This window comes from Sphingomonas sp. GW821-FHT02B09, assembly GCF_059421875.1.
Map to the genome: position 1 here is coordinate 362,835 of NZ_JBWKVV010000002.1, position 25,616 is coordinate 388,450.

Genomic DNA, 25,616 nt, shown 5'->3' on the forward strand with positions numbered 1-25,616 from the left:
TCCTCCCGCTTGGCAGCCGGCCGGGGGCCGGTCCGCCTGCGGGTTTGATGGTTTTCGGGGGGAGGGCAGACCCTCCCCGGCAGGCTATTCGGCCGCCACCCGCATCGGCTCGGCGCTTTCCATCGGCGTCAGGCCGAGCTTGGCGAACAATGCCGCGTCGGCGCTGTCGCCGGCGTTGCCGGTGGTGAGCAATTTGTCGCCGGTGAAGATCGAATTGGCGCCGGCCATGAAGCACAGCGCCTGCGTCGCCTCCGACATCGATTCGCGACCGCCGGACAGGCGCACCATCGACAGCGGCATGGTGATCCGCGCCACCGCGACGGTGCGGACGAACTCGATCTCGTCGATCCGGGCCATCGGCGTGTCCGCCAGCATGTCGCCGAGCGGCGTGCCCTTCACCGGCACCAATGCGTTGACCGGCACGCTTTCGGGATGACGCGGCAGGGTGGCGAGCGCGTGCACGAAGCCGATGCGATCACCCCGCGTTTCGCCCATGCCGACGATGCCGCCGCAGCAGACGTTGATCCCCGCCTGCCGCACGTTCTCCAGCGTATCGAGCCGGTCCTGGAAGGTACGCGTCGTGATAACGTTGCCGTAATTCTCGGGCGAGGTGTCGATATTGTGGTTGTAATAGTCGAGCCCGGCGGCGGCGAGCTGCTGCGCCTGTTCCGGCTCGAGCATGCCGAGCGTCATGCACGTCTCCATCCCCATAGCGCGCACGCCTTCGACCATCGCGACGATCGCCGGCATGTCACGCGGCTTGGGATTGCGCCACGCCGCGCCCATGCAGAAGCGCTGCGACCCGGCCGCCTTGGCGGCCGCCGCATCGGCGAGCACCGCGTCGACCTGCATCAGCTTCGCCGCCTTCAGCCCGCTGTCCGACGAGGCGGATTGCGAGCAATAGCCGCAATCCTCCGGGCAGCCGCCGGTCTTGATCGACAGGAGCGTGCAAAGCTGCACTTCCGACGGCGCGTGATGCGTGCGGTGGACGGTCTGCGCCTGATACATCAGTTCGTCGAACGGCAGGTCGAACAGCGCGGCGATCTCGGCGCGGGTCCAGTCGGTACGGGTCATTCTGCGGAATCCTGTGGCGGCATATTGTGACCGAGCAGCCGTAGCACATCCTCGGCGGCGGTGATGAGATTGGTGCCGGGACCGAAGATCGCCTGCACGCCGGCATCGCGCAGCGCCTGATAATCCTGCGCCGGGATGACGCCGCCGGCGATCACCTTGATATCGGCGCGGCCGGCATCGCGCAGATGGCCGATCAGCTCGGGGATCAGCGTCTTGTGACCTGCGGCGAGGCTGGAGGCGCCTACGATGTCGACGGCCTTCTCGACCGCGAGCATCGCGGCTTCCTTGGGCGTCTGGAACAGCGGCCCGGGTACGATGTCGAAGCCGAGATCGCCGAACATGCTGCTGACCAGATTGGCGCCGCGGTCGTGGCCGTCCTGCCCCATCTTGGCGACGAGCATCCGCGGTTTGCGCCCCAGCCGCCGTTCGGTGTCGGCGACGCCGTCCTCGAGCCGCAGCCAGCGTGCATCGTCGGCATAGGCACCGCCGTATATGCCCTTGACCGGGGTCGGCTGCGTGCCGAAGCGGCCGAACACGTCCTCCATCGCGCTGCTGATCTCGCCGAGCGTCGCCCGGGCGCGGGCGCAATCCACCGCTCGCGCGAGCAGATTGCTATGTTCCCAGTCCCGTTCAGGCTGAGCCTGTCGAAGCCCCTGTGCCTGCCCTTCGACAGGCTCAGGGCGAACGGCCGGTGCCATACGTGCCGCCTCGCGCAGTGCGTCGAGCGCCGCGCGGCATGCCGCCTCGTCGCGGCTCGCCTTGACGCGTTCGATACGGCGGATCTGTGCTTCGCGCACCGCGACATTGTCGACATCAAGGATGTCGATCGGGTCCTCGCCATCCTTGCGGTATTTGTTGACGCCGACGATCACGTCCTCGCCGCGGTCGACGCGCGCGGCCCGCGCGGCGGAGGCTTCCTCGATCATCGCCTTGGGCCAGCCGGCGGCGACCGCCTTGGCCATGCCGCCCTCGGCCTGCACCCGTTCGATGATCTCCCACGCGCCGTCGACCAGGCTCTGCGTCAGGCTTTCCACGTAATAGCTGCCGCCGAGCGGATCGACGACCTTGGTCATCCCCGTTTCTTCCTGGATGACGATCTGCGTGTTGCGCGCGATCCGCGCGGAGAAATCGGTGGGCAGCGCGATCGCCTCGTCGAGCGCGTTGGTGTGCAGCGACTGGGTGCCGCCGAGCATCGCCGCCATCGCCTCGATCGTCGTGCGCATGACGTTGTTGTACGGGTCCTGCTCGGTCAGCGACACGCCGCTCGTCTGGCAATGCGTGCGCAGCATCTTGCTGCGCTCGTCCTGCGCGCCGAGCTGCGTCATCGCGCGATGCCACAGCACGCGCGCGGCGCGCAGCTTGGCGATCTCCATGAAGAAATTCATGCCGATCGCGAAGAAGAAGCTCAATCGCCCGGCGAACTTGTCGATGTCGAGGCCCGATGCCACGCCGTATTTCACATATTCCATGCCGTCGGCGACGGTGAAGGCAAGCTCGTGGAGCTGCGTCGCCCCCGCTTCCTGCATGTGATAGCCGCTGATCGAGATGCTGTTGAACTTGGGCATCTCGCGGCTGGTATAGCCGAAGATGTCGCTGATGATCCGCATGCTCGGTTCGGGCGGGTAGATATAGGTGTTGCGGACCATGAACTCCTTGAGGATGTCGTTCTGGATGGTCCCGTCGAGCAATTTGCGGTCGACGCCCTGTTCTTCTCCCGCGACGATGAAGAAGGCGAGGATCGGGATCACCGCGCCGTTCATCGTCATGCTGACGCTCATCTGGTCGAGCGGGATGCCGTCGAACAGGATCTTCATATCCTCGACGGTGTCGATCGCGACGCCCGCCTTGCCGACGTCGCCGGTGACGCGCGGATGGTCGCTGTCATAGCCGCGATGCGTCGCGAGATCGAAGGCGACCGACAGCCCCTTCTGCCCGGCGGCGAGATTGCGGCGGTAGAAAGCGTTCGATTCCTCGGCGGTCGAGAAGCCGGCATATTGGCGGATCGTCCACGGCCGGCCGGCGTACATCGACGCGCGCACGCCGCGGGTGAAGGGCGCGAAGCCGGGCAGGCCCGGATCGACCGGCGCATCGGCGGCGGTGTAGAGCGGCTTGACGGCGATGCCCTCGGGCGTCTGCCAGACGAGGTCCTTGCCCTTCACCTCCTTCGCGGCGGCGGCCTGCCAGTCGGCAAGGCTCGGCTGCGGCGTCGGTTCGGGGGCCGGCGGCAGGGCGGGCGCGGCGCCGCTGTCCTCGCCGGTGTTGACCTCAATGTCCGGCAAGCGGCGTCTCCATCAGTTCGACCAGCACGCCGCCCATGTCCTTCGGATGGACGAAGACGATCGGCGTGCCGTGCGCGCCGATCCGCGGTTCGCCGAGCACGCGCGCGCCCTTGGCGGTGAGGTCGGCGATCGCGGCGTGGATGTCGGCGACCTCGAAACACAGGTGATGCTGGCCGCCGGCAGGATTGCTGCGCAGGAAGCCGGCGATCGGCGAACTCTCGTCATAGGGCTCGATCAGCTCGATCTGCGTATTGGGCGTGTCGATGAAGCACACTTTCACCCCCTGCGCGGCCAGATCGAACGGCTCGCCGATCGCGGTCGCGCCGAGCAGGGTGCGATACGTCTCGACTGACCGCGCGATCGATGGCGTCGCGACGCCGATATGGTTGAGGCGGCCCAACGGCGCGTGGTCGGTCATTCCTCGATCCGCCGCTGCCGCGTCGCCATCGCGGCGCCCTCGATCACGCCTTCCAGTCGGCTGACGCGCTCGCGCAACGTGGCATGCGCTTCTGCCAGCGCCGCGAGTCGCCCGCTCTGGCTGGTGACCATATCCTTGAGCTGGCGTACGTCCTCTTGCAGCAGGAGGACGTTGCGAAGCGCCTTTATCGTATCGCCGATGAAACTCATCGCCGCGGTCCTTCACCAGCGAGCACCGCATCGACCGCCGCATTCGCACGATTGATGCTGGCAATCGCGCTCTTGATGTCCTCGCGCATACGGGGAACGGCCTCGTTCACCTCGCGGACCAGCGCCGCCAGTTGCTCTTCGTCTTCATCCGCTGCCGCCTGCGCGATATATATCGCCGACGCCTCGCGCACGACATGGCCGACGGACTTGCCGTTGCTGGCCGCGAACGCATCAAGCGCCGCCTTGTGATCGGGGGTGGTGAGAAAGGTCACGCGTTCGGTCTGCATGAGTCGTCTCCTTCACATATGCTTATAATGTTCAGGAGATGGGCTCACAACGGGATGTTGTCGTGCTTCTTCCACGGGTTCTCCAGCGCCTTGCCCTTGAGCTTGCGCAGGCCCAGCGCGATGCGGCGGCGGGTGGAATGCGGCTGGATCACCTCGTCGATGAAGCCCTTGCTCGCGGCGACGAAGGGGTTGGCGAAGCGCGCCTCGTACTCGGCGGTGCGCTCGGCGATCTCCTCGGGGGTGCGGCCGCGGAAGATGATCTCGACCGCGCCCTTCGCGCCCATCACCGCGATCTCGGCGGTCGGCCAGGCGTAATTGAGATCGCCGCGCAGATGCTTCGACGCCATCACGTCGTATGCGCCGCCATAGGCTTTACGCGTGATGACGGTGATCTTCGGCACGGTCGCCTCGGCATAGGCGAACAGCAATTTGGCGCCGTGCTTGATGATGCCGTTATGCTCCTGCGCGGTGCCCGGCAGGAAGCCGGGTACGTCGACGAAGGTGACGATCGGGATATCGAACGCGTCGCAGAAGCGGACGAAGCGCGCCGCCTTCTTCGAGCTGTTGATGTCGAGCACGCCGGCGAGCACCATCGGCTGGTTGGCGACGAAGCCGACCGTGCGTCCCTCGATCCGGCCGAAACCGGTGATGATATTGGCGGCATGCGCCGGTTGCGTCTCGAAGAAATCGCCCTCGTCGACGACTTTGCGGATCAGCTCGTGCATGTCGTAGGGCTGGTTGGCCGAGGCCGGCACCAAAGTGTCTAGGCTCGGCTCCAGTCGGTCCCAGGCATCGGCGGTCGGGCGTTCGGGAACGCTCTCGCGGTTCGACGCGGGCAGGAAGTCGATGAAGTCGCGCGCCGCGAGCAGCGCCTCGATATCGTTCTCGAAGGCATTGTCGGCGACCGAGGTCTTGGTGGTGTGCGTCACCGCGCCGCCCAACGCCTCCTGCGTCACCACCTCGTTGGTCACCGTCTTGACCACGTCGGGGCCGGTGACGAACATATAGCTCGAATCCTTCACCATGAAGATGAAGTCGGTCATCGCCGGCGAATAGACCGCGCCGCCCGCGCACGGACCCATGATGAGGCTCAGTTGCGGCACCACGCCGCTGGCGAGCACGTTGCGCTGGAACACCTCGGCATAGCCGCCGAGGCTGGCGACGCCCTCCTGGATGCGCGCGCCGCCCGAATCATTGAGGCCGATCACCGGCGCGCCGACCTTGAGCGCGGTGTCCATCACCTTGCAGATCTTCTGCGCGTGGCGCTCGGACAGCGAGCCGCCGAAGACGGTGAAATCCTGACTGAAGACGTAGACCAGACGGCCGTTGATCGTCCCCGATCCGGTAACGACGCCGTCGCCGGGGATCACCTGATCGGCCATGCCGAAGTCGACGCAATTGTGCTCGACGTACATGTCGATCTCTTCGAACGATCCTTCGTCGAGCAGGATCTCGAGCCGTTCGCGGGCGGTGAGCTTGCCCTTGGCATGTTGCGCGGCGACCCGTTTTTCGCCGCCGCCCGCTCTGGCGGCGGATCGGCGGCGGTCGAGTTCGGTCTGCGTCGATGACATACTCTCTCCTGCCTCTTCTTCCCCGATCCTAGCCTGCCGCCGCAACTGTGGTTTTGCAAAATTGCAACGGACCTGTTTGCAAACTATGGGGGCACATGGTCCAGCAACCGCCCCGTGCACGCATCTTCGCCGGCGACCAGGTGCGCGCGTTGCGGGCGCGGCTGTCGCTCAGCCAGATCGCGCTCAGTCGGCGGATCGGCATCTCGACCAGCTATCTGTCGCAGATCGAAAGCGGCGACCGGCCGATCACCGGCGGCGTGCTCGGCGCACTGGCGCGGGCCTTTCCGCTCGACTGGGTCGAGATCGCGCCCGAGGACGACAGCGCGGCGCTGGTCGGCGCGCTCGAGGCCGGGACCGATCCGTCGGTGCCGGCGGCCTTGCTCGACGAGGCGGACGTGCTGCGCGGCCTCAAGCAGCAGCCGCTGGTGGCGCGGCGGATGATCGCGCTGCACGCCGCGCTGCGGCGCTCGCAGGAGCAGTTGCGCGTGCTCGACGACCGCGTCGACGCACAGGGGAGCCAGCCGCACCTGCTGCCGTGGGAGGAGGTGCGCGACTGGTTCCAGGGGATGGGCAATTACATCGACCCGCTCGATCGCTTCGCCGAGGGGCTGGCGGACGATCTGCCGCCGGGGCGGGCGCTGGTCGACCGGTTGCAGGCAGCACACGACGTGCGGGTGATCGACGACGGCATCGCCGCGCCGATGCGCGCCTATGACGCCGCGGCGGGGACGCTGACGATCGACGGCGCGCAGCCGATCGAGACGCGGCATTTCCAGCTCGCGCACCAGCTCATCCGGCTCGAGGCGACGGCGCTGATCGAGGGGATCGTCGCCGACGCGCCGCTGCGCTCGGAGGCGGCGCGCGACCTGCTGCGCGTCGGCCTCGCCAATTACGGCGCGGGCGCGCTGCTGATGCCCTATGCGCGCTTCCGCGCCGAGGCGCGGGCGCGACGCCACGACGTCGATGCACTGCGCCAGCGTTTCGGGGTGAGCTTCGAACAGGTCTGCCACCGCCTGTCGACCCTGCAGCGGCCCGGGCTGCCCGGCGTGCCGTTCTTCTTCTGCCGCATCGACATGGCGGGCAACATCACCAAGCGCCATTCGGCGACGCGGCTGCAATTCGCGCAATATGGCGGCGCCTGCCCGCTGTGGGTGGCGCATGAGGCGGTGGCGATCTCCGACCGCATCCTCGTCCAGGTCGCCGAAATGCCCGACGGCGCGCGCTACGTGTCGATGGCCAAGGGGCTGGTCAAGGCGACGTCGAGCTATCGCCGCGTCGCCCGCCGCTATGCGGTGGTGCTCGGCTGCGAGGTCGAACATGCCGGCGCGTTCATCTATGGCGACGGCCTCGACCTCGCCGGCGCGGACAGCGCGACGCCGATCGGCCCGTCCTGCCGCATCTGCCCACGCCGCGACTGCGACCAGCGCGCCTTCCCGCCGGCGGGACGCGAGTTGCTCGTCGATCCCGACCGGCGCTCGATCGTGCCATATGGCTTCGACTGAGCGGCGCACCCACTCACACCGTTCGCCCCGAGCCTGTCGAAGGGCTGCTTGCCGCAAGCGTGGCGTTGGGGGAGCGGCGGGCTTCGACGGGTCCAACCCGAACGGAGGGCAAGCGGGGCTTTCGCCGCCACCGGGACTAAGGCAGGAGAGGGCAATGCGGGAGGATATGAGCGTGCAGTCCCATTACGACGTCGTCATCGTCGGTGCCGGCCATGGCGGCGCGCAGGCGGCGATCGCGCTGCGCACCGCCAAATTCGCCGGCAGCATCGCGATGATCGGCGACGAGCCCGAACCGCCCTATGAACGCCCGCCGCTGTCGAAGGACTATCTGTCCGGCGACAAGCCGTTCGAGCGCATCCTGATCCGCCCCCCCGCCTTCTGGGGGGAGCGCGACGTCGTGATGCGGCTCGGCCGCCGCGTCGTGCGCGTCGACCCGCAGGCGCACACCGTCGCCACCGGGGACGGCGCGACGATCGGTTACGGCCAGCTCATCTGGGCGACCGGCGGCAGCCCGCGGCGGCTGAGCTGCTCGGGCCACGACCTCGCCGGCGTCCACGGCGTGCGCACCCGCGCCGACGTCGACCGGATGATCGCCGAACTGCCCGGCGTCACCCGCGTCGCGGTGATCGGCGGCGGCTATATCGGGCTGGAAGCGGCGGCGGTGCTCGCCAAATTCGGCAAGCAGGTCACCGTGCTCGAAGCCTTGCCGCGCGTCCTCGCGCGCGTCGCCGGCGAGCCTTTGTCGCGCTTCTACGAGGCGGAGCATCGCGCGCATGGCGTCGACGTGCGGCTCGGCGTCACCGTCGCCTGTATCGCGGAGGCGGATGGCCGGGCGTGCGGCGTCACGCTCGCCGACGGCGAGACGGTGCCGACAGAGATGGTGATCGTCGGCATCGGCATTGTCCCCGCCGTCGAGCCGTTGCTCGACGCGGGGGCGGCGGGCGGCAACGGCGTCGACGTCGATGCACAGTGCCGCACCAGCCTGGCGGACGTGTTCGCGATCGGCGATTGCGCGACGCACGCCAACGCCTTCGCCGACGGCGCGCGCATCCGGCTCGAATCGGTGCAGAATGCCAACGACCAGGCGACGGTGGTCGCCAAAACGATCGCCAGCACGCCGGTCGACTATCATGCGGTGCCCTGGTTCTGGTCGAACCAATACGACCTGCGGCTGCAGACGGTGGGATTGTCGACGGGTTATGACGGTATCGTCGTGCGTGGCGACATGGCCAGCCGCAGCGTCTCGCTGATCTACCTGCGCGAGGGCCGGGTGATCGCGCTCGACTGCGTCAACGCGACGCGCGATTACGTTCAGGGCCGCGCGCTGGTTCTCGCCGGCGCGGTCATCGACCCCGCGCGGCTGGCGGATACGGCCGTACCGCTCAAGGAGATGATCGCATGACAATCCGAATCGGTATCGGCGGCTGGACCTACGAGCCGTGGCGCGGGACCTTCTATCCCGCCAAATGGCCGCAGAAGCGCGAGCTGGACTATGCCGCCTCGCAGGTCACCGCGATCGAGATCAACGGCACCTATTATTCGAGCTTCAAGCCGGCGAGTTTCGCAAATTGGGCTGCCGCCGCGCCCGACGGCTTCGTCTTCGCGGTGAAGGCGTCGCGCTATTGCACCAACCGCAAGGTGCTCGCCGAGGCGGGCGAATCGGTCGAGCGCTTCGTCGGGCAGGGGATCGTCGAGCTCGGCGACAAGCTCGGACCGATCCTGTGGCAGTTCATGGCGACCAAAAGGTTCGACTCCGACGACATGGGTGCCTTCCTCAAAATGCTGCCCGGCAGCCACGCCGGGGTGCCGCTGCGCCATGCGGTACAGGTGCGGCACGAGAGCTTCGCCGACCCGGCCTTCGTCGCGATGGCGCGAGCGGCGAACGTCGCGATCGTCTATGCCGATTCAGCGGACTATCCGGCGATCGCCGACGTCACCGCCGACTTCGTCTATGCACGGCTGGAAGCGGCCGAGGAGCAGAACCCGGCGGGCTATACCGATGCCGCGCTCGACGATTGGGCACGGGCGGCGCGGACGTGGCAGGCGGGTGGCCGGCCGGAGGGGCTGCCCTATGTGGTCCCCGACGCCCCGGCCAAGGCGCAGCGCGACACGTTCGTGTTCTTCATTAACGGCGCCAAGATTCGCGCGCCGCAGGGTGCAATGGCGCTGATCGAGCGGGTTTCGGCGTAACCGGACAATCAAAGACTTGGCGATTGGCGTGATCCGCGACCGACGCTAAACTTCCCCTCGGCGACGCGGTTGACCCTGACGCATGCGTTGCCTGATCGAAACAGGAGACACGATGTGTCGCAGCTGCGGTTCGTAGCGTGGTCGCTTCTCGCCCTGTGCGGTGCCGGCATCGTCGGTGGTCAGGCACACGGCTCGAACGATGCCCCGATCCGGGTCGAGATTCCCAAGGATGAGCGGCAGGGCTTATGGCAGCCCCCCGCCGGCGGCACGCAAGTGTCGTTATGGCCTGCGAGCATCTCGCTGGCGAAACCCGACACGGGCGACCGCCCCGAAGGCACCGGGAACGGCACGGGTCTTGTCGGTGGGCGCAGATGGCATTGGGCGAGCTATGTCACGCGTCCGACGATGACCGTCTTTCGACCGAAAGGGCGGAACACCGGTGCGGCCATGCTGGTGCTGCCGGGTGGCGGATTCGAAGTCGTCGCGACCGATCTGGAAGGCACCGAAATCTGCGACTGGGTAATCCGGCAGGGCATGACCTGTGCGATGCTCAAATATCGTACGCCGCAAGTCTGGCCCCGCGTGAACGGCAAGCAGCAGCGGCCGACGGTGTTGCTCGCTCTGGAAGATTCGCAGCGTGCCATGGGATTGCTACGCCAAGGGGCTGCCGGATACGGGATCGATCCCCATCGGATCGGCGCGATCGGGTTTTCGGCAGGGGCCTATCTGGCCGCCAACATGAGCAACACGGACGAGCGGACGTATCCGCCGACCGACGCGGCCGATCGGCAATCGGCGCGACCGGATTTTGCGATCATCGCCTATACGGCGCGGATGCTGGACAACAGCAAGGGACGTAACGCGCTCGACCTGCAACCTTGGGTAAAGATCAGCGCGAAGGCCCCGCCGACGCTGATCCTGCACGCCATGGACGATCCGATGGACAACATCCGGCAGCCGCTGGCTTACGCACTGGCCCTGAACGATGCCGGGGTTCCCGTCGATCTGCGGGTCTATGCGAAGGGTGGTCACGCCTTCGGCATGCGTCCGACCGCTCATCCGGTCAGCACCGAATGGCCCGGACAGGTCAGGCAATGGTTGCGCGATATCTGCGTGCTGTAACGCGCCCGCCGCTCACATCCCGACCGAGGTCGTCGCTTCCTCGTTCGACAGCGTGTCGGGCATCGCGGGCAGTTCCGCCGCGGGGGCCGGGGCGGCGGCGGCGACGGTGGGCTTGCTCGCCTGGCCCATGATCGCCGCGCCTTCAATCTGGTCGAGCGCGTGGCGCGCGGTGACGTAGCGGTCGGCCGCCTGCATCCAATTGCCCGCGTCGCGCGCGCCGGGCAGCCGCGCGACTTCGGCGCGCGCCGCCTCGACCTGTCCGCCCTCGAGCAGCCGGCGGGCCCGCGCCAGCCGGTCGGCGGGGCGCGGCGACGGCGTGCCCGCCTTGCGCAGCACTACCAGCCCGCCGAGCTCGCGGCGCAAGCTTGCCCACCAGCCGTCGCTGCTCACCGTGGCGATCTCGGGCGCGATCGCGTCGAGGCCCTGGCGCAGATCCTCCAGCGTCACCGGTTGATGCGACGCCTCAATCACCGCCGCCACCGCGCGCGGCTGGACGGTGCCGAAGCGGGTGCGCAACTGCTCCTCCAGATAGCCGAGGCCGACGCCGCGATCGAGCGCGCGGCGGGCGGCGAAGGCGACCAGCAGCCCCTCGGCGCGACCCGCCTGCGCGCCCGCGACCACGGCATCGCTCGCCACCGCTGCGGTGCGCGCCTCCAGCGCGGTCAATTGCCCCGCCAGCGTCGCCTCGCGCGAGGCGAGCGCGGCCGGCTCGAGCGCCGCGTTGGTCGTCTGGCCGTTGGCGTTGAGCGGTTGCGCCGGGTTGAAATTGGCCGGATCGGGCTGCGTGCGTTTCGCCGCAAGCGCACGCTCGGCGGCGGAGGTCGTGCTCAGCCAGCCGACCTGTTTCATGAGATAGCCGGTGAGCAGCGCCCCGGCGACGAAGGCGAGGGCGATGATCGCCAGGAACACCCCCGTCCGCGGCCCGCGCACGGGCGTTGCCGCGGGCCTGGGATCGATCGGCGTATAGTCGGTCATGACCTCTTATCCCCGCCCCCCGCCGCACGGTCAATCGTCCGTGCGAGCGCGAGCGCACACAAGGCGGCGTCGGTCGGCATCGCAGCGGCGCGGGCGAACGCCCAGCCGTCACCCGCCGCGGCGAGGACGGCGGGGCTCAACGCTGCGACGCCCGTCGCGTGCCGGTCGGCGATCAGCGCCGCGACGCGGTGCGCGGCGCGGACCGAATGGAGCAGCACGATCCGCCCCGTCGCCGCCGCGGCGAACGCCGCCGCGTCGACGTCCAGCTCGGCGCTGGCATAGACGATCGCGGTCGGGTGGCCGCTGTCGACATGCTCGCGCCCCGCCAGATGCAGCGGCCGCGCCAGTCCCGCCGCCGCCGCCGCCGTCAGCGCGTCGGCGACGCCGCCGTCGCCGACGACCGCGACGCGCAAGCCGGCGTCGCGTGCCACCGCCGCGCTTTCCGCTCCGACCGCGATCACCGGCAACCCGGCGAGCCGCGCCAGTCCGGCGCCCGCGAGGCGCACCGCATTGGCGCTGGTCACCAGCAAGGCGTCGAACGCCGCCGGGTCGGGCGGCGTCCATGCGATCGGCGCGGCGGCGAACAGCGGCCGGCCAAGCACCGGGCCGCCGCCGGCACGCAGCCGCGCCATGGTCCGCGCATTGCCGGGCTCGGGCCGCACCACCAGCAGGCCGGAAAAGCTCACGGCTGGAACAGCCGCCGCACCACCTCGGGCGCCCGCGCGAGCAGGTCGGCGGCGAGTTCCGCGGCGACGAGGCTGCCGTTGGTGCCCTCGCCGCTGCCCTCGACGAAGGCGCTGCCGTCCTCGGCGATCAGCTCGGCGCGCAGCGTCAGCATCTCGCCCGACAAAGCGGCGAGCGCGGCGACCGGCGAATGGCAGTCGGCGCCGAGCCCGGCGAGCAGGGCCCGCTCCGCCAGCACGCAGGCGCTGGTCGCGGCGTCGTCGATCGCCGCGACGATCCGCGCCGCGCCGGCGTCGGCGCTGCGCACCTCGATTCCGACCGCGCCCTGTGCCGGGGCGGGCAGCATCGTGTCGGTCGGGATCGCGCGGCCGACGCCGTCGCGCCCGAGCCGGTCGAGCCCCGCCGCGGCGAGCAGCGTCGCGTCCGCCTCGCCGGCCGCCAGCTTGGCGAGTCGCGTGTCGACGTTGCCGCGGAACATCACGACCGTCAGGTCCGGGCGGAGTCGCAGCAATTGCGCGCGCCGCCGCGGCGAGCTGGTGCCGACCACCGCGCCCGCGGCCAGATCGGCGACGCTGTCCGCACCGATCAACCGGTCGCGCACGTCGGCGCGCGGCAGCATCGCGGCGATGGCGATCGCCGGCGGGCGGATCGTCTCGACGTCCTTCATCGAATGGACCGCCGCGTCGATCTCGTCGTCGAGCAAGGCGCGGTCGAGCTCCTTGGTCCACAGGGCCTTGCCGCCGATCTCGGCGAGGGGTCGGTCCTGCACGCGGTCGCCGGTGGTGCGGATGACGACCAGCGCGACCTCGTCCGCGGTCCAGCCATGCGCGGCGCACAAGGCGTCGCGCACCATCCCGGCCTGCGTCAGCGCGAGCGGCGATCCCCGCGTTCCCAGCCTGAATTTGATCGCCACCCGTCTGCTCCCGTTATCCGGCCTCACCCATCGCCGCCGTGGGCGTCTCCCGTTGGGAAGGGTGAGGACGGCAATCTCCCGCCGCCATGGCCGAAATCCCCACCCTTCGACAACCTCCGGCAACGCGCGTAAAGACTTGGCCATGTCTCTCCGGATCATCCTCGGCCTCGAATCCTCCTGCGACGAGACCGCTGCCGCGCTCGTCACCAGCGACCGGCAGGTGCTCAGCCACCGCCTGCTCGGCCAGGAAGCGGCGCATGCGCCGTTCGGCGGCGTCGTCCCCGAGATCGCCGCGCGCGCGCATGTCGAGGCGCTCGAACCGCTCGTCCGCGCCGCGCTCGCCGACGCCGGACTGCGGCTCGACCAGGTCGACGCGATCGCCGCCACCGCCGGCCCCGGGCTGATCGGCGGCGTCATGGTCGGGCTCGTCACCGGCAAGGCGCTCGCGCATGCCGCGGGCAAGCCGCTGATCGCGGTCAACCATCTCGAAGGCCATGCGCTCAGCCCGCGGCTGTCCGATCCCGATCTCGCTTTTCCCTATCTGCTGCTGCTCGTCTCGGGCGGCCATTGCCAGTTGCTGCTGGTCGAGGGCGTCGCGCGCTATCGCCGCCTCGCCACGACGATCGACGATGCCGCGGGCGAGGCGTTCGACAAGACCGCCAAATTGCTCGGCCTCGGCTTCCCCGGCGGGCCGATGGTCGAGAAGGCGGCGGCGCTCGGCCGCCCGGTCGTGCCGCTGCCGCGCCCGCTGAAAGGCTCGGCCGAGCCGCATTTCTCCTTCGCCGGGCTCAAGAGCGCGGTCGCGCGTGCGGTCGGCCAGCATGCGCCCGAGGATATCGCCGCGTCGTTCCAGGCGGCGGTGGTCGATTGCCTGATCGATCGCACCCGCCGCGGCATCGCCGGGATCGACGCCACCGCGCTGGTCGTCGCCGGCGGCGTCGCCGCGAACACGGCGGTGCGCGGCGCGCTGCAGGCGCTCGCCACCGCCAACGGCCTGCGCTTCGTCGCGCCGCCGTTGTGGCTGTGCACCGACAATGCCGCGATGATCGCCTGGGCGGGTGCCGAGCGGTTCGCCTCCGGGCTCACCGATCCGCTCGACACGCCGGCGCGCGCGCGCTGGCCGCTTGATCCGGATGCGGAGGCGGTGCGCGGCGCCGGGGTGAAGGCATGAACCGGATCCATCAGGGGGAGGTCGAGGCCATGAAGATCGGCGTCATCGGCGGCGGCGCCTGGGGGACGGCGCTCGCGCAGGTCGCAGCGCATCGCGGCGAGCCCGTCACGCTGTGGGCGCGCGAGCCCGAGGTGGTCGAGGGGATCAACGCAGGCCACGAGAACCGTCTGTTCCTTGCCGGCGTGCCGCTGTCGCCGTCGATCCGCGCCACCGCCGATGTCGGCGATCTCGCCGCCTGTGACGCCTTGCTCGTCGTCGCGCCGGCGCAGCACGTCCGCGGCGTGCTGTCGCAGATCGCGGTCGGCACGCGCCCGCTGGTGCTGTGCGCGAAGGGGATCGAGGCGGGCACCCGGATGCTCGTCGGCGAGGTCGCGCGGCAGGTCCATCCGCAGGCGCCCGTCGCCGTCCTGTCCGGCCCGACCTTCGCGCACGAGGTGGCCGCCGGCCTGCCCACCGCGGTGACGCTGGCGGCGGCGGACGAGGCGCTCGGGCGGGCACTGTCCGAACGCCTCGCCGCGCCGCAGTTCCGCCCCTATGCCAGCCGCGACGTCGTCGGTGCGGAGATCGGCGGCGCGGTCAAGAACGTGCTCGCCATCGCCTGCGGCGTGGTCGACGGCGCCGGCCTTGGCCAGAACGCGCGTGCCGCGCTGATCGCACGCGGCTTCGCCGAGATGACGCGCTTCGGTCTCGCCCGTGGCGCGCGCGCCGAGACGCTCGCCGGCCTGTCGGGGCTCGGCGACCTCGTCCTCACCTGTTCCTCGACCAGCAGTCGCAATTTCTCGCTCGGCGTCGGCCTGGGTCAGGGCAGGGCGGCCGCCGACCTGCTCGCCGACCGCCGCACCGTCGCCGAGGGCGCCTTCACCGCCCCGGTGCTGCGCGAGGCGGCGGCGGCGGCGGGCGTCGACATGCCGGTCACCGCCGCGGTCTGCCGCCTGCTGGAGGGCGCGCCGGTGGACGACGTCATCGGCGCGCTGCTCGCGCGGCCGTTGCGGCAGGAAGCGAGCTGACCGCTGCCTCGCAACGACAGAAGTGATGCAACCGGGTCACATTCCCGCAACAAAGTATTGTAAAGGTCATGTTTCGGTATTGACTGACCGGGGCGTCTGACGAAGCTTCGCCGTATCGGGCCAGCGAATAATCGCGGCTCGTCAAAGGGGCTGCTGTCATGAACCTGAATACCCATGTGTCGCTGCTCGCCCTCGCGGGCGGGCTGCTGCTCGCCGCGCCGGCGACGGCGCAGATTGCCAATGATACCAATAGCATCCAACCGCAGACCGACACCGCCGCCGACAGCAGCAGCGTCAAGGCCGCGACGATCAGCGGGCAGGCGCCCGACAGCAGCGGCGATGGCGAGATCGTCGTCACCGGCACGCGCATCGTCCGCCCCAACAGCACCGCCGCCGCGCCGATCACCTCGGTCACCGCCGCCGACATCCGGGCGCAGGCGCCGATCAACGTCGAAGAGGTGCTCAACCGGCTCCCGCAGATCTCGCCCGACAGCCAGCAGAACTATCAGGATTCCGACGGTCGCCAGCGGATCAAGCTGCGCAGCCTCGGGTTCGAACGGACGCTGGTGCTGGTCGACGGCAAGCGGCTCGGCACGCAGAACGCCCAGGATACCAACATCATCCCGGTGGCGCTGATCGAGCGCGTCGACGTGCTCACCGGCGGTGCCTCGTCGGTCTATGGTTCGGATGCGGTCGCCGGCGTCGTCAACTTCGTGATGAAGCAGAATTTCACCGGCGTGCGGATCGACGCCAACTACAATTTCTACAATCACGTCAACAAGTCCAATCTGGTGACGCAGACCGCGCAGAACTCCGGCTTCTCGCCGCGGCTCGGCCAGGTCAACGACGGCGGCCGTGCCGATCTGGCGCTTACCGCAGGGACCTCGCTGTTCGACGGCAAGCTCAACATGTCGGGCTTCGTCAATTACCGCCACGCCGATCTGGTGCCCTATGACGCGCGCTCGACCTCGGCGTGCCAGCTCATCCAGACCGGCAAGGACGGCCCGCTGAGCTGCTCGCTGTCGACCTATTCGGTCAGCGGCTTCGTCTCGCCGGGCAGCGGCACCAATGCCGGGCGGCAGTTCGTCAACGATCCCAACGGTACGCGCACCTTCGTGCCTTATGGCACCGGGGTGGGCAATGCCGCCAATCCGTATGACGGCTATTCCTACCAGCGGCAGGACAATCGCGTGAACGCCGGCGGCTTCGTCACGCTGAAGCTGTCGCCGGAATTCGAAGTCTATGGCTCGGCCTTGTGGTTCCGCGACAAGTCGATCAACCGCTATCCGACCCGCGTCTTCGCGGCGGCGAATTACGGCTCCGATCTCTTCCGGGTCAATTGCAACAACCCGTTCCTGTCGACGCAGCAGGCCGGTATCCTCTGCGGTGCCGCCGCCGGGACGGCCACCACCGTGCCGGTCGACATCCGCTATCGGTTCAACGCGCCGTTCATGACCGACACCTATACCAACACCGGTATCCGCGCGACCGGCGGCGTGCGCGGCAAGGTCGGTGATGCCTGGACCTATGACATCGGCGGCGTCTTCTCGCGCAACCAGCAGATCTGGGACTCGTCGCGCCTGCCTAACTTCGACCGGGTCAACAATTCGCTCAACGTCGTCAACGTCAACGGCACGCCGACCTGCGTGTCCGGTGGCGCCTGCGTACCGTTCGACGCATTCAGCGCCGGCAACGGCAATCAGGCGCTGATCAACTATCTGTACGGCGACCTCGACCCGGCCCGGCAGAAGACCGTCGGCCTGCTCTACGACGTGCAGGCGAACATGACCGGCGATCTTGGCAACTACGGCATCACCTCGCCGCTCGCCACCGACGGCGTCGCCTTCGCGCTCGGCACCGAATTCCGCAAGGATCGCCAGTTCTCCGAGCTGACGCCGGGCTTCATCGAGGATTACGGCGGCGCGCCGTCCGACCTCAGCCAGCACGTCTGGGAATCGAACATCGAGGTGCAGGCGCCGCTGATCCAGGATCGCCCGTTCGCGCATCTGCTGCAGGCCAACGGTGGGTATCGCCTGTCCAAGTACAGCAGCAATCCCAACAAGTTCACCACCTGGAAGATCGAGGGTCTGTACGCACCGGTCGCCGACCTGACCCTTCGCGCCTCGTTCAACAAGGCGCAGCGCGCGCCGACCGTGGTCGAAGCCTATCAGGCGTCGAACATCAGCTTCTCGCGTCAGGGCGGTTCGCAGAACGACTTCTGCGCACCGACGGTGACCAACACCAACGGCACGATCACTTATGGCACGCCGATCGCCTCGCGCGAGGTCTGCCGCGCCACCGGCCTGTCGGATGCGCTTTACGGCAGCACGACGCTGCTGTGCCCCAACGACCAGTGCACCGTGCGCTCGGGCGGCTTCACCGCCGATCCTGAAACCGCCTACACCCAGACCTACGGCCTCGTGATCAAGCCGCGCTTCATCAAGGGGCTGGTCTTCTCGGTCGATCGCTACCGGATCAAGATCAACAACTCGCTCGGCTATAACGACGACAGCTATTATACCGATGGCTGCCAGCGCTCGAACGGCGATCCGTTCTTCTGCTCGGGGATCGTCCGTGCCGCCAACGGCACGCTCTATGCTGCGGCATCGGGCAACCCGACCAGCGGCTTCATCCGTGCGGGTACGACCAATTATTATTATTCGATTGCCCGGGGCTGGGATTTCCAGGGCAGCTACGCGCTCGGTCTCGGCAGCGTCGGCCGGCTGGACTTCGACTTCAACGGCTCGCTGACCACCTTCGCCGGCGGCCAGGATTCGCCGGTCCAGCCGCAGCGCAATTGCACCGGCTATTTCGCCAACGGGTGCAGCCAGTTGCTGCCGAAGTGGACGCATGGCCTGCGGACGACCTATTCGACCTCGGACGGCATCTTCAACGCTTCGTTCAACTGGCGCTACATCGGCTCGCTGACCAGCGCGAACAACTCGGGCGATGCGGCGATCGGTGGCACGCCCGATCGGGCGCAGACGACCTTCTACCGCATCGCCCCGGCGAGCTATTTCGACCTCGCGCTGACCTTCAACATCGCACGGCAGTTCGCCTTCCGCGTAATCGCGAACAACCTGCTCGACAAGAACCCGCCGATCCTGGCGAATTCGTACAATATCAGTCTGGCGCGCAACAACACGATCCCGCAGCGTTATGACGCGCTCGGCCGCCAGATCGCGATCGGCACCACGATCACCTTCTGATCGTCTGTCGCGAACGAAAAAAGGCCCGCCGGAGCGATCCGGCGGGCCTTTCCGGCTCTCCGCACCGAGCGATCAGCGCGCCAGTTCGCGCCAGCCGATGTCGCGACGGCAGAAGCCGTCCGAAAAGTCGATCGCATCGACCCCGCGATAGGCCGCATCGCGTGCTGCGCGGATGTCCGCCCCCATCGCGGTTACGGCGAGCACCCGGCCGCCGGACGCCACCAATGTGTCGCCCTCCAATAGCGTCCCCGCCTGGAAGACGATCGCGCCGGTCGCCTCCGCCGCGTCGATCCCGCGGATCGCGCCGCCTGCCTTGGGCGTCCCCGGATAGCCCGCCGCCGCCAGCACCACGGTCATCGCCGCCGCGTCGGCGAAGCGCGCCGCGGGCAGGTCGCCGAGCCGCCCTTCCGCCACCGCCAGCATCGTCGCGACCAGATCGCCCTCGAACCTTGGCATCAGCACCTGGCATTCGGGGTCGCCGAACCGCGCATTATATTCGATCAGCTTGGGGCCGGTCGCGGTCAGCATCAGCCCGGCGTAGAGCACCCCGCTGAACGGCGTCCCCTCCTCGGCGAGCGCCTTCACCGTCGGCGCGATGATCTCGTCGAGCGCACGCCGTTCCAGCTCAGGGGTGAGCACCGGCGCCGGGCTGTACGCGCCCATGCCGCCGGTGTTGGGACCGGTATCGCCCTCGCCGACGCGCTTGTGGTCCTGCGCGCTGCCGAACGGCAGCAGCGCGACGCCGTCGGTGAGCACGAACAGACTCGCCTCCTCCCCGTCGAGGAATTCCTCGAGCACCACCGGCGCATCGCCGTCCGCGAACATCGCGTCGAACGCTGCGGCTGCCTCGGCCTCGCTGGTCGCGATCACCACGCCCTTGCCCGCGGCGAGCCCGTCCGCCTTGATCACGACCGGATAGGAGAAGGTGCTCGCCAGCGCCGCTTCCGCCTCGGTGCGCGTGCCGACCCGGACATAACCCGCGGTCGGAATGTCGGCGCGCCGGCACAGATCCTTGGTGAAGCCCTTCGATCCCTCGAGCTGCGCCGCCGCCTTGCCCGGCCCGAACACCGGCACGCCCGCCGCGCGCAGCGTGTCGGCGAGACCGTCGACCAGCGGCGCTTCCGGCCCGATGACGACGAGGCCAACGTCATGGCCGGCCACGAAATCCACCACCGCGGCATGATCGGTCGCATCCAGCGCGACGCACGTCGCATGGGCGGCGACGCCGGGGTTGCCAGGCGCGGCATAGAGCGTATCGAGGAGGGCCGATTGCGCCAGTTTCCATGCGAGTGCGTGCTCGCGGCCACCTGAGCCCAACAGCAGGACGTTCATGCCAGAGTTCCTATCCGATACCGACGACGCCCGGCTGCTAGCCGAGGAGCGGCCCGGCGACAACGCGCTCGCCATGTCGGTCGGCGAACTCAGCTTCAAGCTCAAGCGGATGGTCGAAGGGGAGTTCGGCCACGTCCGCATCCGCGGCGAGATCTCGGGCTATAAGCGCGCGACCTCGGGCCACGTCTATCTCGCGCTCAAGGACGATGCCGCGGTGATCGACGGCGTGATGTGGAAGGGGCAGGCCAATGCGCTCGCCTTCGCCGCGCAGGACGGCATCGAGGTGATCGCCACCGGCAAGCTCACCACCTATCCCGGCCGCTCCAAATATCAGATCGTCATCGAGCGGATGGAACTTGCCGGCGCCGGCGCGCTGATGGCCTTGTTCGAGAAGCTCAAGGCGAAGCTGGCGGGCGAGGGATTGTTCGACGGCGCGCGCAAGGTGCGGCTGCCCTATCTGCCGCGGACGATCGGCGTCGTCACCTCGCCGACCGGCGCGGTGATCCGCGACATCCTGCATCGGCTCGAGGATCGCTGTCCGACCCACGTGCTCGTCTGGCCGGTCAAGGTGCAGGGGCAGGGGGCGGCCGAGGAGGTCGCCGCCGCGGTGCGCGGCTTCGACGCGATGCCCGCGGACGGCCCGGTGCCTCGCCCCGACCTCGTCATCGTCGCGCGCGGCGGCGGTTCGATCGAGGATCTGTGGGCGTTCAACGAGGAGGTCGTGGTCCGCGCCGTCGCCGGCTGTACCATCCCGATCATCTCCGCGGTCGGCCACGAGACCGATACGACGCTGTGCGACTTCGCCGCCGACCTGCGCGCGCCGACGCCCACCGCGGCGGCGGAGCTGGCGGTGCCCGTGCTCGCCGACCTGCGCCACACGATCCAGAGCCATGGCCTGCGCACGCAGCGTTGCGCCAACCGCTATGTCGAGCGCGGCCGCGAGCGGCTGACCGGGCTCGCCCGGCTGCTGCCCAAGCGCGACGCGCTGCTCGGGCCGCAGCGCCAGCGTGCCGACGATGCCGGCCAGCGGCTCGACCGCGGGCTCGAACGGCGGGTGACGCTGGCGCGCGGCCAGCTCGACCGGTCGAGCGGCGCGCTGCGTCCGGCGGTGCTGCAGCAACAGGTCGACCGCAACCGCGACCGGCTGGCGGCGACGTGGCGGCTGGTCCAGTCGCTCAACCCCGATGCGGTGCTCGACCGCGGCTATGCGCGGGTCACCGCACGCCGCGAGGGCGGGAGCGGGGGCGGCGAGACGCTGGCGTCCGCCGCGGCGGTGCGCGAGGCAGGGGCGGTGACGCTGCGCTTCCGCGACGGCAGCATCGATGCCGTCGTCGACGACGGCACGGTCCAGCCCGCCGCCGAGCGCAAGGTTGAGCGCAAACCCGCCAGGGCCTATCCCAAGCCCGACCAGCCGACGTTGCTCTGACAGGATCTCAAGACATGCTCGTTTCCAACTCGGATCGCCCGGCGCGGCTTCACTATATGGCCAACGGCTTCCGGGTGCTGACTCCCGGCGATCATGTCGTCTGTGCGGTGAGCGGCGCCCGCATCCCGATCGAGCTGCTGCGCTATTGGAGCGTCGCGCGGCAGGAAGCCTTCGCCAGCGCGCATCTCGCCAGCGAGGCACTCAGCCCGCGATGAGGCTGCCGGCCGCGCTGGCACCGCTCGTCTGCCTGGCCGCGGCGGCGTCGCCCCAGGCGCCCGCCCCGGTCGCTGCCCCGGCGTTTCGCTGGACCGGAACGCCGACGCAGGGCGGGCTGATCGCCGGCACCGTCCCCACGGGAAGCGTGACGGTGACCCTCGACGGCCAGCCGATCGCGGTCGAGGCGGGCCGCTTCATCGCCGGCTTCGATCGCGACGCCGGATCGCAGGCCGTGCTCGTCGCGACGCTCGACGACGGCCGCCGGATTACCCAGCCACTCGCCGTGGCGCCGCGGGCATGGCGGATCGAGCGGCTCGACACGCTGCCCAAATTCCCCGCCCCCGATCCGGTCATGGCGCAGCTGCGCCCCGCCGAGCTGGCCCGGATCGCCGCGGCGCGTGCTGAGGTCACCGACGCGACCGGCTGGCGCCAGGCGTTCCGCTGGCCTGCGATCGGCCGCATCTCGGGGCTGTTCGGTGCGCAACGCATCTATCGCGGCGAACCCGGCAGCTACCATTCGGGCATCGACATCGCCCGCCCCACCGGCACCCCCGTCGTCGCGCCCGCAGACGGCGTCGTCATCCTCGCCGCGGACCATCCTTTCACCCTGGAAGGCAATTTGCTGATGATCGACCACGGCCACGGTCTCAATAGCGCCTTCCTCCATCTGTCGCGCATCGACGTGCGCGTCGGCGACCACGTCCGCCAGGGCGATCCGATCGGTGCGGTCGGCGCGACCGGCCGGGCGACCGGACCGCATCTCCACTGGAGCCTGCGCTGGCGCGACGCGCGGCTCGACCCGTTGCTGGTGGCGGGGGCTATGCCGGGGGCGTGAGGGGCACATCTTTCAAGGAACGGCCGTATTCTTTCTGAATGTTGCTCCTTGTTAATCGGGATGTGACCTTTCTGCTACATAAGATTACAAATGTGTCGTCCAAACAGGACAGCCTTCTTTACACTAGCCCCCTGATCCTCGCATCCAGTGGATATGCCCTGGGATCGTCGTTGGCGATCGAGGGGGGCTGGCCAGTTCCGAACCAAGGCCCAACGCCGTTCGGATCATGCGAGGGATGGAATATTCAATGACGCAATCGTCGATCTTCAAGCGCAAGACGGGTTTGCTGGCGACCGCGGCACCCTTTGCCCTGTTGCTGGCGTCGCCTGCGTTCGCGCAGGATTCAGCCGGAACCGCGGCCGCACCGCAGGCGCAAACGCCGGAAACCGCAGCCGCTGCCGAAAGCGCTCCGGAGGACATCGTCGTCACCGGTTCGCTCTTCCGTCGGACGGACACGGAGACGCCGTCCCCGGTCACGACGCTGACCTCGGCCAACCTCAACCAGCGCGGCCTCGTCACGATCGCGGATGCGGTTCAGTCGATCTCGGCTGGCAACGGCGGTGGTCTGCCGCAGAACTTCACCAACGCCTTTGCGGCCGGCGCATCGAGCATCTCGCTGCGCGGTCTGACGACCAACTCCACGCTGACGCTGTTCGACGGCCTGCGGCCGTCTTACTATCCGCTCGCCGACGACGGCCAGCGCAGCATCGTCGATCTGAACACCATCCCGTCGGCGATCGTCGATCGGATCGAGGTTCTTCGTGACGGCGCCTCGGCGACCTATGGCGCGGACGCGATCGCCGGCGTCGTGAACGTCATCCTCAAGAAGGAGATCACGGGCGTCGAGGGCCGCGTCGAAGGCGGTATTTCGCAGCGTGGCGATTCCGCCGGTCAGCGGGTGCAGCTGACCGCCGGCCACGGCAAGCTGTCGGAAGACGGCTACAACTTCTATATCAGCGGCGAGTATCAGCATCTCGACTCGCTGGCGACGAAGGATCGGGGCTTCCCGTTCAACACCAAGGATCTGCGTTCGGTCGGCGGCGCCAACGGCAATTTTGGTTTCGTCGCCCCCTCGACCGCAAGTTCGAGCGGCGCCACCGCGGCAGTGGTGCGGCCGGCCACCCAGTCGCGACCGGGCGACATTCTGTCCGGCGTTCCGGTCACCGGTGGCCTGTTGCAGATCCTCAACAGCGGCGGATGCGGCAACGGTCTGACGCCGCATACGACCACGGCGGGCACCTATTGCGAGCAGGATCTGGTCAATCAATATGGCTTGCTCCAGCCGGAACAGACGCGTTTCGGTGGCACCGCGCATCTGACCGCCAATATCGGCAGCAACGCGCAGGCCTATTTCGTCGCTACCTTCTATCAGAGCAAGGTGACGATCGCGGGGACGCCCCAGTCGATCCGTTCGACCAATCCGCTCGAGACGCGTGGCATCGTGCTGCCGGCGTTGCTCGCTGACGGCAGCCGCAACTTGCAGAATCCCTATTCTGCCCTCGGCCAGAGCGCGCTGATCTATTATCGGTTCGGCGACATCGCGACCAGCACCGAGAATCTGGCGCGCAGCTATCGCGTCGCGGCAGGCATCGACGGCAAGTTCGGTGACGGCTTCGGCTATTCGGTCGCGGCGACCTATATGCGCACCGATCTCGAGCAGACCCGCCGCGGGTTCCTGAACCTGGCGGGGCTGACGACCGCGATCAACAACGGCACCTACAATTTCGTCAATCCGTCGGCGAACAGCCAGACCGTTCGCGACAGCATCTCGCCGCTGCAGCAGAGCCGCGCCGATTCCGAATTGTGGCAGGTGCAGGCGACGGTCACCAAGGATCTGTTCGATCTGCCGGGTGGTCCGCTGCAATTGGGTGTCGGCGGCCAGATCCGCTATGAGGCGGTGTACGATCCCAATCCCGACACGAACAATGCGACGCTGGGGATCAACCCGTTCCAGGCGATCGGCAACCGCAACGTGCAGGCTGCCTTCTTCGAGCTGAACGCGCCGATCCTCGACCAGCTCGAGGTGAACGCATCGGGTCGTTACGATCATTACTCGACCGGCTTCGGCCGCTTCTCGCCCAAGATCGGCGCCAAGTTCACCCCGATCCGCGAGTTGGCGATCCGCGGCACCTATTCGCAGGGCTTCCGTGCGCCTTCGATCCCGGAGACCTCGGGTGCGGTGATCGGCTTCACCAACTATACGCCGACCAACGACGTCGCGGGTGCGTATGGGAACAACTCGTACATCACGAGCCAGTACAGCCTCGGCAACAACTCGACCGGCAACCCCAACCTCAAGCCGGAAAAGTCGCGCTCGTTCACCGGCGGCGTGGTGTTCCAGCCGCAGTCGTGGCTGAGCCTGACGGTCGATTACTACAATATCCGCAAGCGTAACCTGATCCTGTCGGCGGCGGGCAATCCGGCGTCGATTGCCGACGAATATCTGCGCACGGGTACCATCCCGGCCGGGGTCACGATCACGCCGAACCCCGTCGACCCTGCCAATCCGGGCCTGCGCCCCACGCCTTACTCGGTCAACTTCCTGTATTCGAACGGCAACGTTCTCAATACCTCGGGTATCGACGCGCAGCTGCAGGCAGCCATCCCGCTCGCCGACGACGTCAAGTTCACCTCGATCCTCGAAGGCACGGAGATCCTGAAGTACAACGTCGATGACGGCACCGGGTCAGGCGTGCAGAAGTTCGTTGGCACCCTGGCGTCCTATGCCACCACCTCCGCGTCGGGTACGCCGCGCTGGCGGGCAAGCTGGCAGAACACGCTGGACGCCGGTCCCTACTCGCTCACCGCGACGACGTATTTCGTGAGCGGCTACAAGGGCTATGCCGACGATAACAGCGGACCGGGCAGCACCTGCGCCGATGCCATTGCCAAGACGGTGACGTACAATGCCAATCTGCAGGCGACCAACACCGGTCCGCTGCAGTGCACCGTCAAGCATTGGATCGACGTCGATCTGTCCGGCAGCGTTCGGGTGAACGACAACTTCACCTTCTACATGAACGTCGTCAATCTCCTCGACGCCAAGGCGCCGTTCGACCCGAACACCTATGGCGGCAACAACTACAATCCGGCATGGTCGTCGGCCGGCGTGGTCGGCCGGTACTTTCGTGCAGGTGCGACGGTTAAGTTCTAAGCGTCGTAAGACATTCCGACGAGGAAGGGCGGCTTCGCAAGG

General features: G+C 68.4%; 21 protein-coding genes. 11 read left to right on the forward strand and 10 right to left on the reverse strand.

Annotated features, from left to right (window positions below):
- Positions 1–84 precede the first annotated feature (84 nt).
- From bioB to AC07U4_RS09685, 6 genes are read right to left on the reverse strand one after another with little or no spacing between them, the layout of a single operon-like run.
- Positions 85–1,074, reverse strand: a complete 990-nt coding sequence (gene bioB / locus AC07U4_RS09660) for a biotin synthase BioB (RefSeq protein WP_495195293.1) — start codon at positions 1,072–1,074, stop codon at positions 85–87.
- Positions 1,071–3,302: a methylmalonyl-CoA mutase gene (gene scpA / locus AC07U4_RS09665; protein ID WP_495195847.1), complete on the reverse strand. Its 2,232-nt coding sequence runs from the start codon at positions 3,300–3,302 to the stop codon at positions 1,071–1,073. Before scpA ends, bioB begins: the two co-directional genes overlap by 4 nt.
- A 37-nt stretch (positions 3,303–3,339) precedes the next feature.
- Entirely contained in the window at positions 3,340–3,771 is a 432-nt protein-coding gene (gene mce, locus AC07U4_RS09670) for a methylmalonyl-CoA epimerase (RefSeq protein ID WP_495195294.1), read from the reverse strand.
- Complete coding sequence (locus AC07U4_RS09675) at positions 3,768–3,980, reverse strand: hypothetical protein (protein ID WP_137897629.1); 213 nt, start codon at positions 3,978–3,980, stop codon at positions 3,768–3,770. The genes mce and AC07U4_RS09675 overlap by 4 nt, the downstream gene beginning before the upstream one ends.
- Complete coding sequence (locus AC07U4_RS09680; RefSeq protein WP_212742907.1) at positions 3,977–4,267, reverse strand: hypothetical protein; 291 nt, start codon at positions 4,265–4,267, stop codon at positions 3,977–3,979. Before AC07U4_RS09680 ends, AC07U4_RS09675 begins: the two co-directional genes overlap by 4 nt.
- A 44-nt stretch (positions 4,268–4,311) precedes the next feature.
- Positions 4,312–5,838, reverse strand: coding sequence for an acyl-CoA carboxylase subunit beta (locus AC07U4_RS09685; protein ID WP_038664446.1), 1,527 nt, complete (start codon positions 5,836–5,838; stop codon positions 4,312–4,314).
- A gap of 95 nt (positions 5,839–5,933) precedes the next feature.
- On the opposite strand from AC07U4_RS09685, the gene AC07U4_RS09690 reads away from it, so the two are divergent.
- From AC07U4_RS09690 to AC07U4_RS09705, 4 genes are all read left to right on the forward strand, one after another.
- Positions 5,934–7,340 (forward strand): helix-turn-helix domain-containing protein, encoded by a 1,407-nt coding sequence (locus tag AC07U4_RS09690; protein ID WP_495195295.1) that lies wholly within the window; start codon positions 5,934–5,936, stop codon positions 7,338–7,340.
- A gap of 166 nt (positions 7,341–7,506) precedes the next feature.
- On the forward strand, positions 7,507–8,742 hold the full coding sequence (locus AC07U4_RS09695; RefSeq protein WP_495195296.1) for an NAD(P)/FAD-dependent oxidoreductase: 1,236 nt from the start codon (positions 7,507–7,509) through the stop codon (positions 8,740–8,742).
- Positions 8,739–9,530, forward strand: a complete 792-nt coding sequence (locus AC07U4_RS09700) for a DUF72 domain-containing protein (RefSeq protein ID WP_495195297.1) — start codon at positions 8,739–8,741, stop codon at positions 9,528–9,530. Before AC07U4_RS09695 ends, AC07U4_RS09700 begins: the two co-directional genes overlap by 4 nt.
- A 114-nt stretch (positions 9,531–9,644) precedes the next feature.
- A complete protein-coding gene (locus AC07U4_RS09705; RefSeq protein WP_495195298.1) occupies positions 9,645–10,652 on the forward strand; it encodes an alpha/beta hydrolase in 1,008 nt (335 codons plus the stop codon).
- A 12-nt stretch (positions 10,653–10,664) separates the two neighbouring features.
- Here the strand turns inward: AC07U4_RS09705 and AC07U4_RS09710 are convergent, their stop codons facing one another.
- From AC07U4_RS09710 to hemC, 3 genes are read right to left on the reverse strand one after another with little or no spacing between them, the layout of a single operon-like run.
- On the reverse strand, positions 10,665–11,627 hold the full coding sequence (locus AC07U4_RS09710; protein ID WP_038664431.1) for a hypothetical protein: 963 nt from the start codon (positions 11,625–11,627) through the stop codon (positions 10,665–10,667).
- Positions 11,624–12,313, reverse strand: coding sequence for a uroporphyrinogen-III synthase (locus AC07U4_RS09715; protein ID WP_495195299.1), 690 nt, complete (start codon positions 12,311–12,313; stop codon positions 11,624–11,626). The genes AC07U4_RS09710 and AC07U4_RS09715 overlap by 4 nt, the downstream gene beginning before the upstream one ends.
- Entirely contained in the window at positions 12,310–13,224 is a 915-nt protein-coding gene (hemC, locus tag AC07U4_RS09720; protein WP_495195300.1) for a hydroxymethylbilane synthase, read from the reverse strand. Before hemC ends, AC07U4_RS09715 begins: the two co-directional genes overlap by 4 nt.
- Before the next feature lie 142 nt (positions 13,225–13,366).
- On the opposite strand from hemC, the gene tsaD reads away from it, so the two are divergent.
- The 3 genes from tsaD to AC07U4_RS09735 all read left to right on the forward strand — a co-directional run bounded on the left by tsaD (position 13,367) and on the right by AC07U4_RS09735 (position 18,611).
- Positions 13,367–14,395 carry a tRNA (adenosine(37)-N6)-threonylcarbamoyltransferase complex transferase subunit TsaD gene (tsaD, locus tag AC07U4_RS09725; RefSeq protein ID WP_495195301.1) on the forward strand — a complete coding sequence of 343 codons (1,029 nt, stop codon included), beginning with the start codon at positions 13,367–13,369 and terminating at the stop codon, positions 14,393–14,395.
- Between the two features lie 29 nt (positions 14,396–14,424).
- Complete coding sequence (locus tag AC07U4_RS09730) at positions 14,425–15,402, forward strand: NAD(P)H-dependent glycerol-3-phosphate dehydrogenase (RefSeq protein ID WP_495195848.1); 978 nt, start codon at positions 14,425–14,427, stop codon at positions 15,400–15,402.
- 158 nt (positions 15,403–15,560) lie between these two features.
- A complete protein-coding gene (locus AC07U4_RS09735) occupies positions 15,561–18,611 on the forward strand; it encodes a TonB-dependent receptor domain-containing protein (RefSeq protein WP_495195302.1) in 3,051 nt (1,016 codons plus the stop codon).
- A 72-nt stretch (positions 18,612–18,683) separates the two neighbouring features.
- Here the strand turns inward: AC07U4_RS09735 and purD are convergent, their stop codons facing one another.
- A complete protein-coding gene (gene purD / locus AC07U4_RS09740) occupies positions 18,684–19,943 on the reverse strand; it encodes a phosphoribosylamine--glycine ligase (RefSeq protein ID WP_495195303.1) in 1,260 nt (419 codons plus the stop codon).
- On the opposite strand from purD, the gene xseA reads away from it, so the two are divergent.
- From xseA to AC07U4_RS09760, 4 genes are all read left to right on the forward strand, one after another.
- Positions 19,942–21,369: an exodeoxyribonuclease VII large subunit gene (gene xseA / locus AC07U4_RS09745; RefSeq protein WP_495195304.1), complete on the forward strand. Its 1,428-nt coding sequence runs from the start codon at positions 19,942–19,944 to the stop codon at positions 21,367–21,369. The two genes, purD and xseA, sit on opposite strands and share 2 nt — an antisense overlap.
- 14 nt (positions 21,370–21,383) lie before the next feature.
- Positions 21,384–21,584, forward strand: a complete 201-nt coding sequence (locus AC07U4_RS09750; RefSeq protein WP_038664415.1) for a DUF2093 domain-containing protein — start codon at positions 21,384–21,386, stop codon at positions 21,582–21,584.
- Positions 21,581–22,420 (forward strand): M23 family metallopeptidase, encoded by an 840-nt coding sequence (locus AC07U4_RS09755; protein WP_495195305.1) that lies wholly within the window; start codon positions 21,581–21,583, stop codon positions 22,418–22,420. Before AC07U4_RS09750 ends, AC07U4_RS09755 begins: the two co-directional genes overlap by 4 nt.
- Before the next feature lie 247 nt (positions 22,421–22,667).
- The gene (locus tag AC07U4_RS09760; protein ID WP_495195306.1) at positions 22,668–25,574 is read left to right on the forward strand and encodes a TonB-dependent receptor plug domain-containing protein; all 2,907 of its coding nucleotides are present in this window, start codon (positions 22,668–22,670) and stop codon (positions 25,572–25,574) included.
- The last annotated feature ends 42 nt before the right edge of the window (positions 25,575–25,616 follow it).

What these genes read in the sequence shown, in the direction of transcription:
- bioB (WP_495195293.1), bottom strand. Translation starts at nt 1,074, where the DNA reads ATGACCCGTACCGACTGGACCCGCGCCGAGATCGCCGCGCTGTTCGAC.
- mce (WP_495195294.1), bottom strand. Translation starts at nt 3,771, where the DNA reads ATGACCGACCACGCGCCGTTGGGCCGCCTCAACCATATCGGCGTCGCG.
- AC07U4_RS09675 (WP_137897629.1), bottom strand. Translation starts at nt 3,980, where the DNA reads ATGAGTTTCATCGGCGATACGATAAAGGCGCTTCGCAACGTCCTCCTG.
- AC07U4_RS09680 (WP_212742907.1), bottom strand. Translation starts at nt 4,267, where the DNA reads ATGCAGACCGAACGCGTGACCTTTCTCACCACCCCCGATCACAAGGCG.
- AC07U4_RS09685 (WP_038664446.1), bottom strand. Translation starts at nt 5,838, where the DNA reads ATGTCATCGACGCAGACCGAACTCGACCGCCGCCGATCCGCCGCCAGA.
- AC07U4_RS09690 (WP_495195295.1), top strand. Translation starts at nt 5,934, where the DNA reads ATGGTCCAGCAACCGCCCCGTGCACGCATCTTCGCCGGCGACCAGGTG.
- AC07U4_RS09695 (WP_495195296.1), top strand. Translation starts at nt 7,507, where the DNA reads ATGAGCGTGCAGTCCCATTACGACGTCGTCATCGTCGGTGCCGGCCAT.
- AC07U4_RS09700 (WP_495195297.1), top strand. Translation starts at nt 8,739, where the DNA reads ATGACAATCCGAATCGGTATCGGCGGCTGGACCTACGAGCCGTGGCGC.
- AC07U4_RS09710 (WP_038664431.1), bottom strand. Translation starts at nt 11,627, where the DNA reads ATGACCGACTATACGCCGATCGATCCCAGGCCCGCGGCAACGCCCGTG.
- tsaD (WP_495195301.1), top strand. Translation starts at nt 13,367, where the DNA reads ATGTCTCTCCGGATCATCCTCGGCCTCGAATCCTCCTGCGACGAGACC.
- AC07U4_RS09730 (WP_495195848.1), top strand. Translation starts at nt 14,425, where the DNA reads ATGAAGATCGGCGTCATCGGCGGCGGCGCCTGGGGGACGGCGCTCGCG.
- AC07U4_RS09735 (WP_495195302.1), top strand. Translation starts at nt 15,561, where the DNA reads ATGAACCTGAATACCCATGTGTCGCTGCTCGCCCTCGCGGGCGGGCTG.
- xseA (WP_495195304.1), top strand. Translation starts at nt 19,942, where the DNA reads ATGCCAGAGTTCCTATCCGATACCGACGACGCCCGGCTGCTAGCCGAG.
- purD (WP_495195303.1), bottom strand. Translation starts at nt 19,943, where the DNA reads ATGAACGTCCTGCTGTTGGGCTCAGGTGGCCGCGAGCACGCACTCGCA.
- AC07U4_RS09750 (WP_038664415.1), top strand. Translation starts at nt 21,384, where the DNA reads ATGCTCGTTTCCAACTCGGATCGCCCGGCGCGGCTTCACTATATGGCC.
- AC07U4_RS09755 (WP_495195305.1), top strand. Translation starts at nt 21,581, where the DNA reads ATGAGGCTGCCGGCCGCGCTGGCACCGCTCGTCTGCCTGGCCGCGGCG.
- AC07U4_RS09760 (WP_495195306.1), top strand. Translation starts at nt 22,668, where the DNA reads ATGACGCAATCGTCGATCTTCAAGCGCAAGACGGGTTTGCTGGCGACC.